This window comes from Mycobacterium toneyamaense (assembly GCF_055384815.1).
Genome location: NZ_AP040333.1, coordinates 4,622,880 through 4,637,821, shown reverse-complemented (window position 1 = coordinate 4,637,821; position 14,942 = coordinate 4,622,880). Strand labels below are relative to the sequence as shown.

15 protein-coding genes are annotated in these 14,942 nt (G+C 66.3%); 3 read left to right on the top strand and 12 right to left on the bottom strand.

Going from position 1 to position 14,942, the window contains the following annotated elements; translation table 11 throughout:
* Positions 1 to 21: 21 nt before the first annotated feature.
* The 7 genes from ACZ5IQ_RS22360 to glnT all read right to left on the bottom strand — a co-directional run bounded on the left by ACZ5IQ_RS22360 (position 22) and on the right by glnT (position 7,513).
* Entirely contained in the window at positions 22 to 669 is a 648-nt protein-coding gene (locus ACZ5IQ_RS22360; protein WP_212806813.1) for a helix-turn-helix domain-containing protein, read from the bottom strand.
* A complete protein-coding gene (locus ACZ5IQ_RS22355) occupies positions 623 to 1,939 on the bottom strand; it encodes an allantoate amidohydrolase (RefSeq protein ID WP_464480304.1) in 1,317 nt (438 codons plus the stop codon). Before ACZ5IQ_RS22355 ends, ACZ5IQ_RS22360 begins: the two co-directional genes overlap by 47 nt.
* 34 nt (positions 1,940 to 1,973) lie before the next feature.
* The gene (locus tag ACZ5IQ_RS22350; protein ID WP_464480303.1) at positions 1,974 to 3,152 is read right to left on the bottom strand and encodes an NAD(P)/FAD-dependent oxidoreductase; all 1,179 of its coding nucleotides are present in this window, start codon (positions 3,150 to 3,152) and stop codon (positions 1,974 to 1,976) included.
* A complete protein-coding gene (locus ACZ5IQ_RS22345) occupies positions 3,152 to 4,507 on the bottom strand; it encodes an FMN-binding glutamate synthase family protein (RefSeq protein ID WP_212806810.1) in 1,356 nt (451 codons plus the stop codon). The genes ACZ5IQ_RS22350 and ACZ5IQ_RS22345 overlap by 1 nt, the downstream gene beginning before the upstream one ends.
* 14 nt (positions 4,508 to 4,521) lie before the next feature.
* Positions 4,522 to 5,202, bottom strand: coding sequence for a protein glxC (locus ACZ5IQ_RS22340; RefSeq protein ID WP_212806809.1), 681 nt, complete (start codon positions 5,200 to 5,202; stop codon positions 4,522 to 4,524).
* Positions 5,199 to 6,110: a class II glutamine amidotransferase domain-containing protein gene (locus ACZ5IQ_RS22335; RefSeq protein ID WP_212806808.1), complete on the bottom strand. Its 912-nt coding sequence runs from the start codon at positions 6,108 to 6,110 to the stop codon at positions 5,199 to 5,201. Before ACZ5IQ_RS22335 ends, ACZ5IQ_RS22340 begins: the two co-directional genes overlap by 4 nt.
* 65 nt (positions 6,111 to 6,175) lie before the next feature.
* Positions 6,176 to 7,513 (bottom strand): type III glutamate--ammonia ligase, encoded by a 1,338-nt coding sequence (glnT, locus tag ACZ5IQ_RS22330; protein WP_464480302.1) that lies wholly within the window; start codon positions 7,511 to 7,513, stop codon positions 6,176 to 6,178.
* Positions 7,514 to 7,717: 204 nt separating this feature from the next.
* On the opposite strand from glnT, the gene ACZ5IQ_RS22325 reads away from it, so the two are divergent.
* Positions 7,718 to 8,962: an ammonium transporter gene (locus ACZ5IQ_RS22325; protein WP_464480301.1), complete on the top strand. Its 1,245-nt coding sequence runs from the start codon at positions 7,718 to 7,720 to the stop codon at positions 8,960 to 8,962.
* Positions 8,963 to 9,029: 67 nt separating this feature from the next.
* Here the strand turns inward: ACZ5IQ_RS22325 and ACZ5IQ_RS22320 are convergent, their stop codons facing one another.
* On the bottom strand, positions 9,030 to 11,042 hold the full coding sequence (locus tag ACZ5IQ_RS22320) for an SDR family oxidoreductase (RefSeq protein WP_464480300.1): 2,013 nt from the start codon (positions 11,040 to 11,042) through the stop codon (positions 9,030 to 9,032).
* Positions 11,043 to 11,130: 88 nt separating this feature from the next.
* Between ACZ5IQ_RS22320 and ACZ5IQ_RS22315 the strand changes: the two genes are divergently transcribed.
* On the top strand, positions 11,131 to 11,997 hold the full coding sequence (locus tag ACZ5IQ_RS22315) for a MaoC family dehydratase (RefSeq protein WP_464480299.1): 867 nt from the start codon (positions 11,131 to 11,133) through the stop codon (positions 11,995 to 11,997).
* Positions 11,998 to 12,195: 198 nt separating this feature from the next.
* Positions 12,196 to 12,648, top strand: a complete 453-nt coding sequence (locus tag ACZ5IQ_RS22310; protein ID WP_464480298.1) for a DUF5994 family protein — start codon at positions 12,196 to 12,198, stop codon at positions 12,646 to 12,648.
* Positions 12,649 to 12,682: 34 nt separating this feature from the next.
* Here ACZ5IQ_RS22310 and ACZ5IQ_RS22305 read toward each other — a convergent pair whose 3' ends face one another.
* The 4 genes from ACZ5IQ_RS22305 to ACZ5IQ_RS22290 all read right to left on the bottom strand — a co-directional run bounded on the left by ACZ5IQ_RS22305 (position 12,683) and on the right by ACZ5IQ_RS22290 (position 14,894).
* Positions 12,683 to 12,886, bottom strand: a complete 204-nt coding sequence (locus ACZ5IQ_RS22305; protein ID WP_020102455.1) for a cold-shock protein — start codon at positions 12,884 to 12,886, stop codon at positions 12,683 to 12,685.
* An 83-nt stretch (positions 12,887 to 12,969) separates the two neighbouring features.
* Positions 12,970 to 13,425: a DUF5994 family protein gene (locus ACZ5IQ_RS22300; protein WP_464480297.1), complete on the bottom strand. Its 456-nt coding sequence runs from the start codon at positions 13,423 to 13,425 to the stop codon at positions 12,970 to 12,972.
* A 279-nt stretch (positions 13,426 to 13,704) separates the two neighbouring features.
* Positions 13,705 to 14,190: an SRPBCC family protein gene (locus ACZ5IQ_RS22295; protein WP_464480296.1), complete on the bottom strand. Its 486-nt coding sequence runs from the start codon at positions 14,188 to 14,190 to the stop codon at positions 13,705 to 13,707.
* The gene (locus ACZ5IQ_RS22290) at positions 14,187 to 14,894 is read right to left on the bottom strand and encodes a DUF899 family protein (protein ID WP_464480295.1); all 708 of its coding nucleotides are present in this window, start codon (positions 14,892 to 14,894) and stop codon (positions 14,187 to 14,189) included. Before ACZ5IQ_RS22290 ends, ACZ5IQ_RS22295 begins: the two co-directional genes overlap by 4 nt.
* Positions 14,895 to 14,942: the final 48 nt, after the last annotated feature.

Below are 14,942 nucleotides of genomic sequence, written 5' to 3'. Positions count from 1 at the left end.
CGCGGGCTCTGGGCCTGTTATCTATATCGCGCCGTCGGGGAATGCGATGACCGACACAAAGCGGATCGGCAGACGGATGAGCCGGGTGGGCCCGTGGACGCCCTCACCGTCGAACTGCAGTGAGTCGCCGGGCTCGAGTCGATACTCGGACCGGCCGTGGCCGTAGTCCATGACGCCGTCGAGCATGTAGATGAATTCGGTCCCGGGATGCTGGAACAGTGGATAGACCTCACTGTCCTCGTTGAGCGTCACCATCAGGCATTCCAGGCGTTTGTGCTCGCCGCGGAGCCCACCCAGTAGTTCGTATTCGTGGCCGGCCTGCGAGCCGCTGCGGACGATCGGGGTGCCCTTGCCGGCTTTGACGAACGACGCGGGCCGTTCGGTGTCGGCACCGCGGAACAGGTAGGTCACCGGTACGTCGAAACCTTTGGACAGCAGCGCGAGGGTGCTCAGCGAGCAGGACGTCTGGGCATTCTCGACCTTGGACAGCATGGCCTTGGAGATGCCGATGCGGGCGGCCATCTCTCCGACCGACAGACCCGAATTGTGGCGCAGCTGACGAACATTGCGCGCGATGGCGACCTCGAGCTCGAGTTCTTCGACCTTGTCGTCGGGCCGTCGGTTACGGGTGGTGCCCGCATTGCGAAGTAGCGTTTCGTCGTTCTCCACCTGTCAACCGTAACGCATCAACGTCCACTGTCAGTAGACGACGCGCGTCGGGATCGGTCCGTGCCGACTGGGTCTCGATGAGGTACTGCAGGCTGTCGGCCAGAGCGAGCGAGCCGGCTTCGGCATCCGCGTTCTCGACCGCTTCGGACGGCGCGTGGGAGACGCCGGTGGGGTTGCGCACGAACAACATTGCGGTGGGCACGTGATCCTTCAAGACTCCGGCATCATGCCCCGCGCCGGTGCCCAGTATCGGCGCGTCATCGAGCGCAGCGCTCAGCCCGTCACGCAACGACGAATCGAAATCGACGGTGGCGCTGAATGATTCCTCGGTCATCGTGACACCACAGCCCTCGCCGGCGGCAGCGGCATTGGCGGCCTCCGCGATCTCGTGCACCAGGAACTTGGTCACCGCGTCCTCGGGGTGACGTACGTCCAGCCAGAGATCCACACGCGAGGCGATGACGTTGGTGCCGCCGGGCACCGGGACGATCCGGCCGACGGTGGCGCGTGCGCCGCTGATGGCCCGCGCCTGTGACTGGACGGCGGTGATCAGCCGGGCGGCGGCCACCATGGGATCGGCCCGGTCCGTCATGAGCGTGGTGCCGGCGTGGTTGCCCGCACCGGTGAAGGACAACCGCCACCGGCCGTGGCCGAGGATGGACGACGCGACAGCCACCGGCCTGCCCAGGTCGATCAGACCGCGGCCCTGTTCGACATGGAGTTCCACGAACGTCCCGATCCGCCGCACCATGTCTGGATCGGGCCCCAGATGAGCGGGATCGATTCCGGCACAACGACTTGCCTCGGCGAACGTGGTGCCGCTGCTGTCTGCCAGCGATCGGGCCCGGTCCGGGTCGATCGCACCGGTCAGCAGCCGCGAGCCCAGGCATGCGACCCCGAAACGGGAGCCCTCCTCCTCGGGGAACACCGCGATGGCCCGCCGTCCGCCGACGCCGCGGGCGGCCAGCAGATCGAAGGCGACCAACGCCGACGCCACCCCGAGCGGTCCGTCGTAGGCGCCACCTCCGGGCACCGAATCCAGGTGGCTGCCGGTGACGACGGCGTCATCGCCGACCCCGCCCGACCAGGCCCAGATGATCCCGTTGCGATCGGTCTCGATGTCCAGACCGCGCTTGGCCGCGTGCGCGATGAACCACGACCGCAGGTCGAGCTCGGCAGTCGAATAGACGGGCCGGGTGTAGCCGCCGCGCTGGTTGTCGACGCCGGTGCCGGCGATCTCGGCAAGCAACGAGGTGACGGTGTCAGGCATGAAAAATCCTTCTTGGCAGAGAAATTTGAGGTCGTCAGCGCATCTCGCCCGCACCCACGTACGGGTGCAGGCTGTTGAGCGGCTTGCCTTCGGCGAACCGTTCCAGCCGGAAGTCCGTGGCCGGGATGTCGGGATCGGTGCTGTCGCCCTCGAACACCAGGTCCGCGACCAGCTCACCGACCGCCGGGCTGATCTTGAATCCGTGACCGGCGAAACCGGCTGCCAGGATCAACCCGTCGACCCCGCCGATCGGCGCGATCACCGGATTCCAGTCCGGCGGAACGTCATACACCCCGGCGTAGGTGTGAGTCACCGCCGGTTCGGGGAAGCCGGGGAACCGGTGCATCACCTTCTCGCCGTAGGCCAGGACGGATGCCTCCGCCGCGACATTCGAGTAGTTGTCCGGGTCGACGAACTTCTTCTGGAAGTCGGCGTGGTCGCTGTTGCCGACCAGAAACTGGCCGGAGCCTTCGACGCGGCAGTACTGCAGGCTGATCAAGTCGGAGATCACCGGCAGGTCCGGCAGCGGTGTGCCGGCGTCGACGATCAGCAGTTCCGATCGATACGCCTCGATGGGAAAGTCGATGCCCATGGCGGCCAACAACTTTGCCGACCACCAGCCGTTGGCCACGATCACCAGATCGGCGTCGATGAGGTCACCGTTCTCCAGCATGACCCCGGTGACCTTGTCGCCGGCTGTCACGACGCGGGCGACGGGCGTGTTCTGCCGGATCCTGGCCCCCGCCGCCCGGGCTGCCTGCCCGAAGTGCAGTGCCAGCTGGGTGGCGTCGGCGAATCCGCCGCGTGGTTCGTAGGAAGCCAGTGCCACATCGGAGGTTTCGAGCATCGGCCACAGTTTCTGCAGGGTGTCGGTGTCGATCAGTTCGACCTCGACGCCGAGCGATTGATGCATGGCCGTGTTCGCGCTCAGGGCGTCGACGTTCTCGTCACCGACGAGCACGGTGTAGCCGACCTGGCGGAAGCCGACGGCGTCTCCCAGCTGTTCGATCACCGGCAGGCTGCGCCAGGCCATCGCGGCGATCGACGGCACACCGTAGTGGGCGCGGACGATGCCCGATGATTTTCCGGTGCCGCCGCTGGCCAGCTGATGCCGTTCCAGGACAAGGATATCCGTGAGCCCGCGCTGAGTCAGGGAGTGTGCGATGGACAGTCCGATGAGGCCGCCACCGATGATCACGGCTTTCGACGCCATCAGAAACCACCTGCCGCGGAGTGGCCCGGGATCCACGACGTGCCGGCCAACGGCACCCGCGCCATGGCGGCGGCTTCGATGGACACGGCAACCATGTCCTCAGGCTCCAGGTGCGTGACGTGTGCCTTGCCGCAGGCGCGTGCGATGGTCTGTGCCTCCATCGTCAAGACGCGCAGGTAGTTGGCGACGCGGCGGCCGCCGTCGACCGGGTCCAGCGCCTGCTGCAACACCGGATCCTGCGTGGTGATGCCTGCTGGGTCCTGGCCGTCCTGGAAGTCGTCGAAAAACCCTGCTGCCGAGCCGAGTTGGGCGTACTCGGCCTCGTACTTCGGGTGGTTGTCGCCGAGCGCGATCAATGCAGCGGTGCCGATCGCGACGGCGTCGGCTCCCAGCGCCAGTGCTTTCGCGACGTCGGCGCCGGTGCGGATGCCGCCGGACACGATCAATTGCACGCCGTCGGGCTTGCGGTGTACGCCGAGTTCCTGCAGGGCCTGCACGGCTTGCGGTACTGCGGCCAGGGTGGGGATGCCGACGTGCTCGATGAACACCTCTTGGGTGGCCGCGGTGCCGCCCTGCATGCCGTCGACCACGACGACGTCGGCGCCGGCGTGGACCGCGAGTTTGACGTCGTAGTACGTGCGCGATGCGCCGACCTTGACGTAGATCGGCTTCTCCCAATCGGTGATCTCACGGAGCTCGTTGATCTTGATGGTCAGGTCGTCAGGGCCGGTCCAGTCGGGGTGCCGCGACGCCGAGCGCTGGTCGATGCCCTGTGGCAGGTCGCGCATCCCGGCGACCCGTTCGGAGACCTTCTGGCCCAGCAGCATTCCGCCACCACCGGGCTTGGCGCCCTGGCCGAGTACCACCTCGATGGCGTCGGCGCGGCGTAGGTCGTCCGGGTTCATTCCGTACCGGTTCGGCAGGTATTGGTAGACAAGGTGTTTGGAGTGGCCACGTTCCTCGGGCGTCATGCCGCCGTCTCCCGTGGTGGTCGACGTACCCACTTCTGAGGCGCCGCGTCCGAGCGCCTCCTTGGCGCGGCCGGACAGCGCCCCGAACGACATGCCGGCGATGGTGACCGGGATATCCAGGTGCAGTGGGTATTTGGCGTTCCGTGCGCCCAACACCACATCGGTGCCGCACTTCTCGCGGTAGCCCTCCAGAGGGTAGCGCGACATCGACGCGCCGAGGAAGAGGAGGTCGTCGAAATGGGGGAGTGCGCGCTTGGCGCCCCAGCCGCGGATGTCGTAGATGCCGGTCTCCGCCGCCCGGTGGATGGCGGCGATGGTCGTGCGGTCGAAGGTGGCGGACTCGCGTAGACCGCGGTTGGCGCGGTCGTCTGCCGAGAAGGTCATGAGCTGGCCTCCAATCAGTAGGAGTTGTGTGCTTGGAAGTGATAGAGGTTGCGGGCCGAGCCGTAGCGCCGGTACGTGGCCGGGTCGTCGTCGTAGCCCGCCGCCTTGAGCAGGCCCGCGAGCTCCTCGAGGTGTTCGGCCTCCATCGGTTTCTCGATGCAGTCCGCACCAAGGGATTTCACTTCGCCTCGGACGTACAGCCGGGCCTCGTAGATCGAGTCGCCGAGGGCGTCGCCGGCGTCACCGCGGATGACGATGCGGCCCTTCTGTGCCATGAAGGCGCTCATGTGGCCCACTGAGCCTCCGATGACGATGTCCAGCCCTTTCAGCGAGATGCCACACCGGGCGGCGGCGTTGCCGTCGATGACGAGCAGTCCGCCGCGCCCCGTGGCGCCCGCCGATTGCGATGCGTCGCCGGTGACATGGACGACACCGCTCATCATGTTCTCCGCCAGACCTTGTCCGGCGTTGCCGTTGACGGTGATCTCGGCCTTCTGGTTCATGCCGGCGGCGTAGTAGCCGACGTGGCCGTGCACCGTGATCTCGACCGGCGAGTTGACTCCGACGGCCACGTTGTGCGCGCCTTGGGGATTGGTGATGACGAACTGGCCGTCGATGCCGTCGGCGTGCAGGGCCGCATTGACGTCACGCAGACTCACCGTCGACAGGTCGAAAGTCGTTGGCGCGTCGCTCATGCCGGCACCGCCTCTCGGCTCCAGGCGTAGACCACTTCGGGTTCGGGCTCCCAGATGCGGGCGTCCTCGATCCCCGGCAGGTGCGCCAGGGCGCGGAACTCCGATGCCATGGCCACCCAGTCCGTGGTCTCGGCGATGACCGCCGGTTTGCACGCGATGGCGTCGCGGACGATGGCGAAGCTGTCGCTGTTGGAGACCAGCAGGGTGTAGAAGCCGTCGAATGTTGTCGTCAGATCGGTCAGGGCCTGCTCGACGTCGGATCCCGCCGCCAGCTCGTGGGCCACGAAGCGGGCACCGACCTCGGTGTCGTTCTCGGAATCGAATTCGACACCGGCCGCGCGTAGGTTACGTCGGATGCCGGCGTGGTTGGCGAACGAACCGTTGTGCACCAGACACTGATCCGGGCCCACCGCATACGGATGTGCGCCGCTGGGCGTCACCGCCGATTCGGTGGCCATCCGGGTATGGCCGACGCCCTGCCAGCCCTGTGCGCCGGCCAAGCCCCAGTTCTCGACCAGCGACGTGGGCGTGCCGACGCCCTTGAGCACCGCCACATCGGTGCCGAATCCGCCGACGAGAGCGTGCGGGTACACCGCCTTGGCCGCGGCGAGCAGTGCCTCGGGCGTCGTGGACGCCGACACCAGATAGGTCACATCGCGCGCGATGACCGTGATTTCGGCGCTCAGGCGGGCGCCGAGTGCTTCCGCGACCTGTTCGGGGGACTCGCCGACTTCGATCAGCGAGATGGTGCTCTGTCCCGGCGGTGACCACTCGGGGTCGCCATACACGGCGATGCCGGCGGAGTCGGCGCCGCGCGCCTCCATGGCGGTCAGCATGCCGGCCAACAGTTCACCCAGCCTGGGATAGAGCTCGGGGTTGCGCAGGTGCAACCCGACGATTCCGCACATGGTTGTACTGGTCCTTTCTCGTCGCGGCCCGATGTTGTTGGCCGACAGCGGTTTTGCTGCAGTGCTCAGAAAGCGGTGAGGTAGCGCTCGTGTTCCCAGGCGCCGACCGCGGAATGCCAGTCCCAGAACTCGGTCTTCTTCAGACGGGCGAAATAGGCGGCGACACTGGGGATATCGGTGTTGGGCGGGATGGCGGCATCCAGGGCGCCGGTCATCACCTCGTCGGTCTCCAGCCGTTCGATGGCGTGCAACAGCGTGGCGGGGAGGCGTTCCTGTTTCGGTCCCGTGCCCAGGGCGCCGGGGTCAGCAGCCCGCTTGATGCCGTCCAGGCCGGCGGCGAGTGCGACGGCCGCCGCCAGGTACGGGTTGGCCGAACCGTCGGCGCCGCGCATTTCGATGCGACTGCTGTCCGGGACGCGCACGTAGTGGGTGCGGTCATTGCCGCCATAGGTCGGGAAGCGCGGCGCCCATGAGGCACCCGATGCCGTCGAGATGGCGCCGGTTCGCTTGTAGGAGTTGACCGTTGGCGCGATCACCGCCTGCATGGCGCACGCGTGATCGAGGATGCCGGCGATGAACGAGTACGCCGTCGCGGACATCGCGAGGCCGCGGTCGTCCTCGTGGGGCTCGGTCGGGAACACCGGGGCGCCGCCACTGGTGAGTGACATGTGCATGTGCAGGCCGGATCCGGTCTTGTTCGCGAACGGCTTCGGCATGAACGTGGCGATCATGCCCCGCTCAGCGGCCATCACGTTGAGCAGGTAACGCAGGGTGATGACGCGGTCACAGGTGGTCAGCGCCTCGGCGTAATTGAAGTTCTGTTCGAACTGGCCGGACCCGTCCTCGTGATCGTTGGCATAGTTGCCCCAGCCCAGACCGTTGATCGCGGTGCTGATCGACGACAGGTGGTCGTACATCCGGGTGACACTGCGGGCGTCGTAACACGGTTGGGTCGCGGTGTCCTGGTCGTCCGCAGGCACCAATGCGCCGTCGGCGTCCCGCTTGAGTAGGAAGTACTCGACCTCGGCGCCGATCCACGGTTCGAATCCGGCGTCGGCGGCCTGCTGGATCATGGCCTTGAGGATGTTGCGCGGCGCGAACGGCCACGGCTCGCCGTTCACGTGCGGATCGCAATGGACGAGGGCCAGGCCCTCTTTGACGAAGGGGATCGGCGTGAACGACGCGGGATCGGGCATGGCGACCAGATCGGGGTCTTTCGGTTCCTGGCCGATCGCGCCGACTGCGTAGCCGGCGAACCCGACTCCGTCGGTGGCGAGTTCGTCGACCGCTTCGACCGGCACCAGCTTCGCGCACGGCTTGCCGTTCAGGTCGACGAAGAGCGCGAGGATGAACTTGGTTCCCGCCTGGGCGGCCAATTCCGCAAGTGTGGTGGGCTTCGTCATGCCAACTCCCGACTACTCATAGGAATCATCGTTTCTCAATAGTAGACACGCGCGGCTTGGGGATTGCAACAGCAGCTACGTAACTTCGGCGTTACGAGGTCGTTCACAAGCTTGTTACGCGCACCATATCGTCTACGCAAAGAAAACGATGTCTACTGTCCCGAGACGGGCATAGCCTGTGCCCCGAACTTGCGAGGAGGCGAAATGGATACCGGAACAACAGCATTCATGCTCTGTTGCATCATTGGGCTCACCATCATGATCCCGGGGCTGGCCCTGTTCTACGGCGGCATGGTCAGTGTGAAGAGTTCGACCAACATGATGATGATGACGTACGGCGCCGTGGCGGTCGTCGGAGTGCTGTGGGTGCTGTTCGGCTTCTCCATGACGTTCGGCACTTCCTACGGCGGATTCGTCGGGAGCTTCACCGAGTTCGCGGGGATGAAGAACCTCCTGGACCCGATGACCACCATCAACGGCCTGCCGGTCAGCTTGTTCGCGCTGTTCCAGGCGCTCTTCGCGGCGCTGACCGTGGCGATCGTCTCGGGTGCCGCGGCGGACCGGATGAAGTTCGCCGCCTGGATGACGTTCGCGACGGCGTGGGCGATTCTGGTCTATTTCCCCGTTGCCCATTGGGTTTTCGCGGTCGACGGCGTCGTCACGAGTGACGCCAAGGGCGGCTGGATCGCCAACAAGTTGCACGCCATCGACTTCGCCGGTGGCACGGCGGTCCACATCAACGCGGGCGCGGCCGCGCTTGCGGTCGCGCTGGTGCTCGGCCGCTCGGCGACCTGGTCGTCACGTAAGCCGCACAACGTGCCGCTCATCCTGCTCGGCGCCGGTCTGCTGTGGGCCGGTTGGTACGCGTTCAACGGTGGCTCGGCGCTGTCCGCGGGCAAGCCGGCGGCGATCGTCATGGTCACGTCGTTCGTCGCGACGTGTGCGGCCACGCTGGGCTGGCTCCTGGTGGAGAAGTTCAAGGACGGCCACGTCACCGGCATCGGCGCCGCCTCGGGCGCCATCACCGGTCTGGTCGCCATCACTCCCGCGTGTGGTGCCGTCACCCCGGTCGGCGCCATCTTCGTCGGCTTCATCCCGGCGGTGGTCTGCCCGTTCGCCATCGGGCTCAAGCACAAGTTCGGCTATGACGACTCGACCGACGTCGTCGGCGTCCACCTCGTCGGCGGCATCGTCGGCACCCTGCTGATCGGTTTCTTCGCCAGCTCGGGCATGCCCAACGGCGTCAACGGACTGCTGTACGGCGGCGGCGCAGACCTGCTGCTCAAGCAGGCCGTCGCCGCGGGGTCGGTCCTGGCCTACTCGTTCACGGTGGCCCTCGTCATCGCGCTTGTCATCAAGAAGATGATGGGGCTGCGGATCTCGGCGGAAGAGGAGGAAGAGGGCATCGACTCGACCCTGCACCGGGACCCGGCGTACGAATTGGTCTGACCTCGACACCGCGACACCTGGTCCGAGCCCCATTGCTGGGACCAGGTGTCGCCGTCTGTATCGGTGTCTACCAGTGCACGCCGGGGATCAGCCGTACCGCGGTCTTGACCGGACGGGGCACCCGGATCTTGCCGGCTGCGAGGGGCCGCTTGGGCCGGCGCGGTGTGCGCGGGCGATCCGGACGATCAACCGGCGGCGGGGTTTCGGCGACACCGCGGGCCGCTGCCGAATCCGGGTAGCCCAGGTACAACTGGTGCAGCACGCGGCGAGACAGCTTGGGTGTGAAGTAGTTTCCGAGATCACCCAGCGTGCCCATCGGAGTGTCGATCCGGGCCGGCTTCTCGACCAGGCCGCGCACCACCATTGCCGCGGCGTGCTCCGCGGTGATCGGCGGCATGGGGTTCAACCGCTTCGACGGCGCGATCATGGGGGTTTCCACCAACGGCATGTGGATGTTGGTGAACGTGATGTGGTCCGAAAGGGTCTCGGTGCCAACCACTTCCGAGAACGCGTCCAGTGCGGCCTTGCTCGGCAGATAGGCGCTGTACTTCGGGCTGTTCGCTTGCACCCCGGCGCTCGACACATTGACCACGTGACCGAACCGCCGTTCGCGCCAGTGTGGCAGCAGCGCCAGCGTCATCCGCACGGCGCCGAAGTAATTGACCGCCATGACGCGCTCATAGTCGTGGAAGCGGTCGGTCGAGTTGACCACCGAACGACGGATCGAGCGGCCGGCGTTGTTCACCAGATAATCGACGTGATCGAATTGGCCCAGGATGTCCTTGACGGTGTGCTCCACCGAACTGCCGTCGGCCACGTCGCACGTGAAAGCGTAGGCCTCGCCGCCGAATTGGCGAATCTCCGTCACCAGCTCGTCGAGAGCGTCGGCGCTGCGGGCCAAGGCGAACACCCGTCCGCCGCGCTCGGCGACGGCGATGGCTGAGGCCCGGCCGATACCGCTCGAGGCGCCCGTGATGATGACGTTGCGTCCGACCAGCGGGCCGCGCGGATCATCCCGGCGGGCCCGGTCCGGGTCCAGGTGCTCGGCCCAGTAACGCCAGAGCTTCGGTGCGTACGAAGCGAATTCGGGCAGCACGATGCCGGTGCCCTGCAGTGCTGCCACAGTGGCCTCGGAGGCGAACGACGGCGCCAGGTCGACGACGTCGAGCACCTCACCGGGGATGCCCAACTGGATGGCCGCCATGTTGCGCAGGACCTTGGCCCGCCCGGTGGCCTTGAGAACCGGAGCCGCAGTGGCTTTCGGCAAGGTGCCACGCAGTGGCGGTAAGCCGGCTTCCTGTGCGACGCCGCGGTAGATGTCCTTGAGTCCAATGGGATTCGGTGAGGTCAGATGGAAGGTCTGGCCGTCGCGTCCCTCGGCATGCATCAGCGCCACCAGCGCGTCGACCACGTAGTCCACCGGCACGATGTTGGTACGGCCGGTGTCGGGCACCATCATCGGCGTGAATTTCGGCAGTGCTGCCAGTCGCGACAGCACCCCGAAGAAGTAATACGGCCCGTCGACCTTGTCCATCTCGCCGGTCCGGGAGTCGCCGACGACGACGGCAGGCCGGTAGATCCGGTGCCGCAGACCCGCGGTGGCGCGCACCAGTTGCTCGGCTTCGAACTTGGTCTGGTGGTACGGCGTCGGCAGCTCCTGGGAGACATCGAAGTCGTCCTCCGTGAAAACGCCCCGGTAATTGCCGGCCACCGCGATCGACGACACGTGGTGCAGCGTCGCGCCGAGGCTGCGCGTCAACTCGATCACCGCGCGAGTGCCTTCGACGTTGGCCGCCTGCTGAGTGGCGGCGTCGACGGTCATGTCATAGATCGCGGCGCAGTGCACCACATGATCGATCGGACCCAGATCAGCCAGATCGGCCAGGCCCAGACCTGCGGAGGTGAGGTCGCCGACCAGGGGTTTCGCCCGGTCACCCCAGTCCGCGGCCAGTTCTTCGAAGCGAGCCAACGAGGCCCGACGAACGAGAACGAACACTTCGGCTTCGTCGTACTGAGCCAGAATCCGGCTGACGACGCGGCGGCCAATAAACCCGGTACCGCCGGTAACGACATATCGCATGCGAGTCATCGTGAACCTGTCGCGGGTTCAGGTCAATAGCGCGTATGGTCCGAATTTGTCACACCGACTTCTGAGGGAGAACCGCCGAATGCCGATCAACCCCAATGCCATCGGAGCCAAGACCGCACCGCAGCCTTTCGAGTGGACCGAGCGCGACACCCTGCTCTACGCACTCGGAGTGGGTTGCGGGACGAAGGATTTGGCGTTCACCACGGAGAACAGCCATGGCATCGACCAGCAGGTGCTGCCCACCTACGCGGTGATCTGCTGCCCGGCCTGGGGCGCTGTCGGGGAGGTCGGCAGCTTCAACTTCGGCAAGCTGCTGCACGGCAGCCAGCAGATTCGGCTGCACGCGCCGCTGCCGCCGTCGGGCCGATTCAACGTCAGCTCCGAGGTGGTCGACATCCAGGACAAGGGCGAGGGCAAGAACGCCATCCTGACGTTCAAGGGCACCGCCACCGACGACAGCGGGAATGTGATCGCCGAATCCTGGTCGACCGCGGTGATCCGCGGTGAGGGTGGATTCGGCGGGCAGCCAGGGGAGCGGGCCGCCGCGCCGGAGATCCCGGATCGCCCGGCCGACGCCGTCGTGGCGCTGCCCACCACCGAGGATCAGCCGCTGATCTACCGGCTGTCCGGCGACCGGAACCCGCTGCACAGCGACCCGTGGTTCGCGCAGACCCTCGCCGGCTTCCCGAAGCCGATCATGCACGGCCTGTGCACCTACGGCGTCGCCGGCCGCGTCCTGGTCGCCGAGCTCGCCGGCGGTGACGCCGCCAAGATCAAGGCCGTCGGCGCGCGCTTCACATCCCCGGTGTTCCCCGGCGAGACGTTGACGACATCGGTGTGGCGCACCGAGCCTGGGCACGCGGTGTTCCGTACCGAGGCCGCTGCGGCCGACGGCAGCAACGCCCGGCTGGTGCTCGAAGACGGGACCGCGGAGTACAGCGACTGACGGTTGCGCGGCGCGGCGGCCGCGCATGCGGCGTAGCGTCATAGGTAGAGCCGCGTCAGATGTTGCTTGGCGGCTCCGCTCGAAGTCATTGGCAGCGTGGTCTCTACGTGATTCTGCCGGTGGGTGATCGCGGCACCGACCGTTAGGACTTTTCATGGGATGGCGCACCAGTGGGCTTCAGCATGCGGTGGTGACCTGATGGCGTACGTCGCGCAACGGATCCGCGCCGACAAGCCCGTCCGGCTGTGCCTGTCTGACAAGCTCGGTCGTCGGATCGACGGGGCCTGGTGGCCGTACACGGGAGTCCTGGCCGACGAATTCGGGGGCCTGATGGCGGTTCTCGATGACCGTCTCGGGAAGATCGCGGAGGTCGGCATCAACTGGTCGCCCCTGCACAATCCGCCGAACCTCAATTGGCAGGCCTGGCGTGGACGCGCGCAGCACATCATGACCGTGGAAGGGTGCGAAGCCACCGCCACCCTGTTGATCGTGCCCAGCACGACCAACAACACGCTCGCCGGCATGGTGCTGCGCCGCGCTGCCGGTCAGCCGGTAGACCCGCGTCGCGGTGAGGACGCGATGCTGGAGACCGCCGAGGAAATCCTGACAGCCGCACGGCGGCAACGTGTTTCGGGAAAGATTCTGGACTGACGCGTGGCGCGTCAGTCCAGAATTTCCGCGGGAATCAGAGCGTGGTGACGCCGACGGCCTGCGGGCCCTTATTGCCCTGGGTGACATCGAACTTCACTCGCTGGTTCTCCTCCAGTGAGCGGAAGCCGGCGCCCAGGATTTCGGTGTGATGTACGAAAACATCGGGCGCACCGCCGTCGGGGGAGATGAAGCCGAAGCCTTTAGCGTCGTTGAACCACTTCACGGTTCCTTCGGTCATGTGACTACTACTTTCTTTTTGAACATGGATGCGAACGTCCGCATCCAAATCTGTTGTGATTCAGCGCAAGAAGCGATGAACCGCTAGTCCGCGTGCTGCGCGGCTGCGAAAATGCCCGACACCGTCGTGTGGTCATTGGGCTGCGCGGCACTCATAAGCGCGCAATGGGCTTCTGCCGGAGCCGTATCGACGGGCACGGTCAGGAGCACGATCCGGTTGCGATCGAGACCAACCACCTCAACGGTGTTGATCGGCTGGCGCTGATAGCCGTCGAGGCGCACCCGCCGCCCGCCTGCCGCGAGTTTGGTGGGGGCGGCCGACCACTCGCCGACGTTGTAGAGCACCCGGTCGATCTGTCCGAGGCGCACCGACAAGACGGCCAGCAGGTCGGGCAGCTCGGTGCTCAGGTTGCGGGTGTGCGGCCACCACGCCCCGTCGACATATCCACTGTGGGGAGCCTTGGGCTTCAACCGCAATCGTGGAGTCTGCTTCGGCGACGTGCGCTGAGTGTGGGTCGTGCGGTCATGTTGCGGCGTCATTTCGACGCTCCTGCCTTGACCGCGAATCGGTCAAACTACTTCGAATCGGCGACGGCGTGGCTTTGACCCGCCACGCGACGAAGTACCGCCGATGGACCAAGCGTACGCGGGAAACGCGCAGGACCAAAACGGTTCTCGCCTGGCCATTCGGAGTCGACTCGGTGAACGGCCGACGCTTTTGCCCGTACCCTCGGTTCGGTGAGGGCACCGCCTCGCCCGTGCATGTGTGACAATCCGTTGTCGTGCAAGCGTTGTCGCGCAGCGCGGGCGAGGCGGCCCCTACCCGGTGACGGCGCGGTCGAGTGCGGCGAGCGACTCCTCGATGAACCCGAGCGGGAACGGTGGCATGCCGCCGATCTGATCGCGGAAGGCCTGCGGTGTTTCGGTCCAGTCGTACGTGAGAGTCACATCGGTGCCGTCACCGTTCGGTGCGAGGTCGTAGCGCCACCACCAACCGCCCGGGACGTGCTGTCCCGACTCGTCCAGACTGCCGGTCGCCCAGCCGACGGTCTTGTCGGGCTCGAAATCCGTCACCAGGTTGTACGTGACGTAGTCCCCGCCGGCCTGGTCCAGGTACATGTTCATGGCGAAGACCTGGCCGGTACCGGTGATCGGTGCGGTGTCGACGGCGTCGCGCACCCAGTCGCCAGGTTCGGTCTCCTTGTGCCGCGCCGGATTGGCCAGCACCGCGAACACCGCCGCGGGCGGTGCGGCGATGGTGCGGGTGGCGACGAAGCGTTCCTGGGTCGTCGAGCTGCTGGTCATCGGTTCTGTCCGTTCTCTGCGTTCGATCCGTATGCGCGGGCAATGTCCTGTGAACTGGCCCATTTGGAGTAAGTCGGCGACTGGGGCCAGCCTTCGGGCGAATCCTGCCACTGCTCCTTGCGGCCGTAGGGCAGAACGTCGATCAACGCGAAACTGTGACCCAGCTGCTCGCAACCGCGGCCGTCGGTGTGCCAGGTGCGGTACACGGTATCGCCGTGTCGCAGAAACACATTGACGGCGAAACCCGTGCCGGGCGCGGCGCCCATGTCCGACCCGAAGCTGCTCTCCGACGACGAGTACCACTCCATCTTGTTGCCCACTTTGGCCTTGTAGGCCAAGGCTTCCTCGATGGGCCCGTTGGTGACGATGACGAAGCGGGCGTCGTAATTGGCCAGGAAATCGAGGCGGGTGAACTGCGAGGTGAAGCCGGTGCAACCCGAGCACTGCCACTCGGCGCCGTCGGTCCACATGTGGTTGTAGACGATCAGCTGGGACTTGCCGTCGAAGACGTCAGCCAGCCGCACCGGCCCCTCGGCGCCGATCAGGGTGTAGTCGGGCAGCTCGACCATCGGCAGCCGGCGCCGTTGTGCGGCGATGGCGTCGAATTCGCGCGTCGCGGCCTTTTCGCGGCGGCGCAGGTCGTCGAGGGCGGCCCGCCAGGTGTCCTGGTCGACCACTGGCGGCAGGGCGGTCTGCTCGGTCATGTTGCCTCCTGATGGTTGCGTTCACTGGGTAGACCGGTGCGGGCGCGA

Bases quoted from the DNA above. Each gene is read 5' to 3' on its own strand.
- ACZ5IQ_RS22355 (WP_464480304.1), bottom strand. From the start codon at position 1,939: ATGCCTGACACCGTCACCTCGTTGCTTGCCGAGATCGCCGGCACCGGC.
- ACZ5IQ_RS22290 (WP_464480295.1), bottom strand. From the start codon at position 14,894: ATGACCGAGCAGACCGCCCTGCCGCCAGTGGTCGACCAGGACACCTGG.
- ACZ5IQ_RS22325 (WP_464480301.1), top strand. From the start codon at position 7,718: ATGGATACCGGAACAACAGCATTCATGCTCTGTTGCATCATTGGGCTC.
- ACZ5IQ_RS22345 (WP_212806810.1), bottom strand. From the start codon at position 4,507: ATGACCTTCTCGGCAGACGACCGCGCCAACCGCGGTCTACGCGAGTCC.
- ACZ5IQ_RS22350 (WP_464480303.1), bottom strand. From the start codon at position 3,152: ATGGCGTCGAAAGCCGTGATCATCGGTGGCGGCCTCATCGGACTGTCC.
- glnT (WP_464480302.1), bottom strand. From the start codon at position 7,513: ATGACGAAGCCCACCACACTTGCGGAATTGGCCGCCCAGGCGGGAACC.
- ACZ5IQ_RS22295 (WP_464480296.1), bottom strand. From the start codon at position 14,190: ATGACCAGCAGCTCGACGACCCAGGAACGCTTCGTCGCCACCCGCACC.
- ACZ5IQ_RS22320 (WP_464480300.1), bottom strand. From the start codon at position 11,042: ATGCGATATGTCGTTACCGGCGGTACCGGGTTTATTGGCCGCCGCGTC.
- ACZ5IQ_RS22335 (WP_212806808.1), bottom strand. From the start codon at position 6,110: ATGTGCGGAATCGTCGGGTTGCACCTGCGCAACCCCGAGCTCTATCCC.
- ACZ5IQ_RS22305 (WP_020102455.1), bottom strand. From the start codon at position 12,886: ATGACCGAAGGAACCGTGAAGTGGTTCAACGACGCTAAAGGCTTCGGC.
- ACZ5IQ_RS22300 (WP_464480297.1), bottom strand. From the start codon at position 13,425: ATGACGCCGCAACATGACCGCACGACCCACACTCAGCGCACGTCGCCG.
- ACZ5IQ_RS22315 (WP_464480299.1), top strand. From the start codon at position 11,131: ATGCCGATCAACCCCAATGCCATCGGAGCCAAGACCGCACCGCAGCCT.
- ACZ5IQ_RS22310 (WP_464480298.1), top strand. From the start codon at position 12,196: ATGGCGTACGTCGCGCAACGGATCCGCGCCGACAAGCCCGTCCGGCTG.
- ACZ5IQ_RS22340 (WP_212806809.1), bottom strand. From the start codon at position 5,202: ATGAGCGACGCGCCAACGACTTTCGACCTGTCGACGGTGAGTCTGCGT.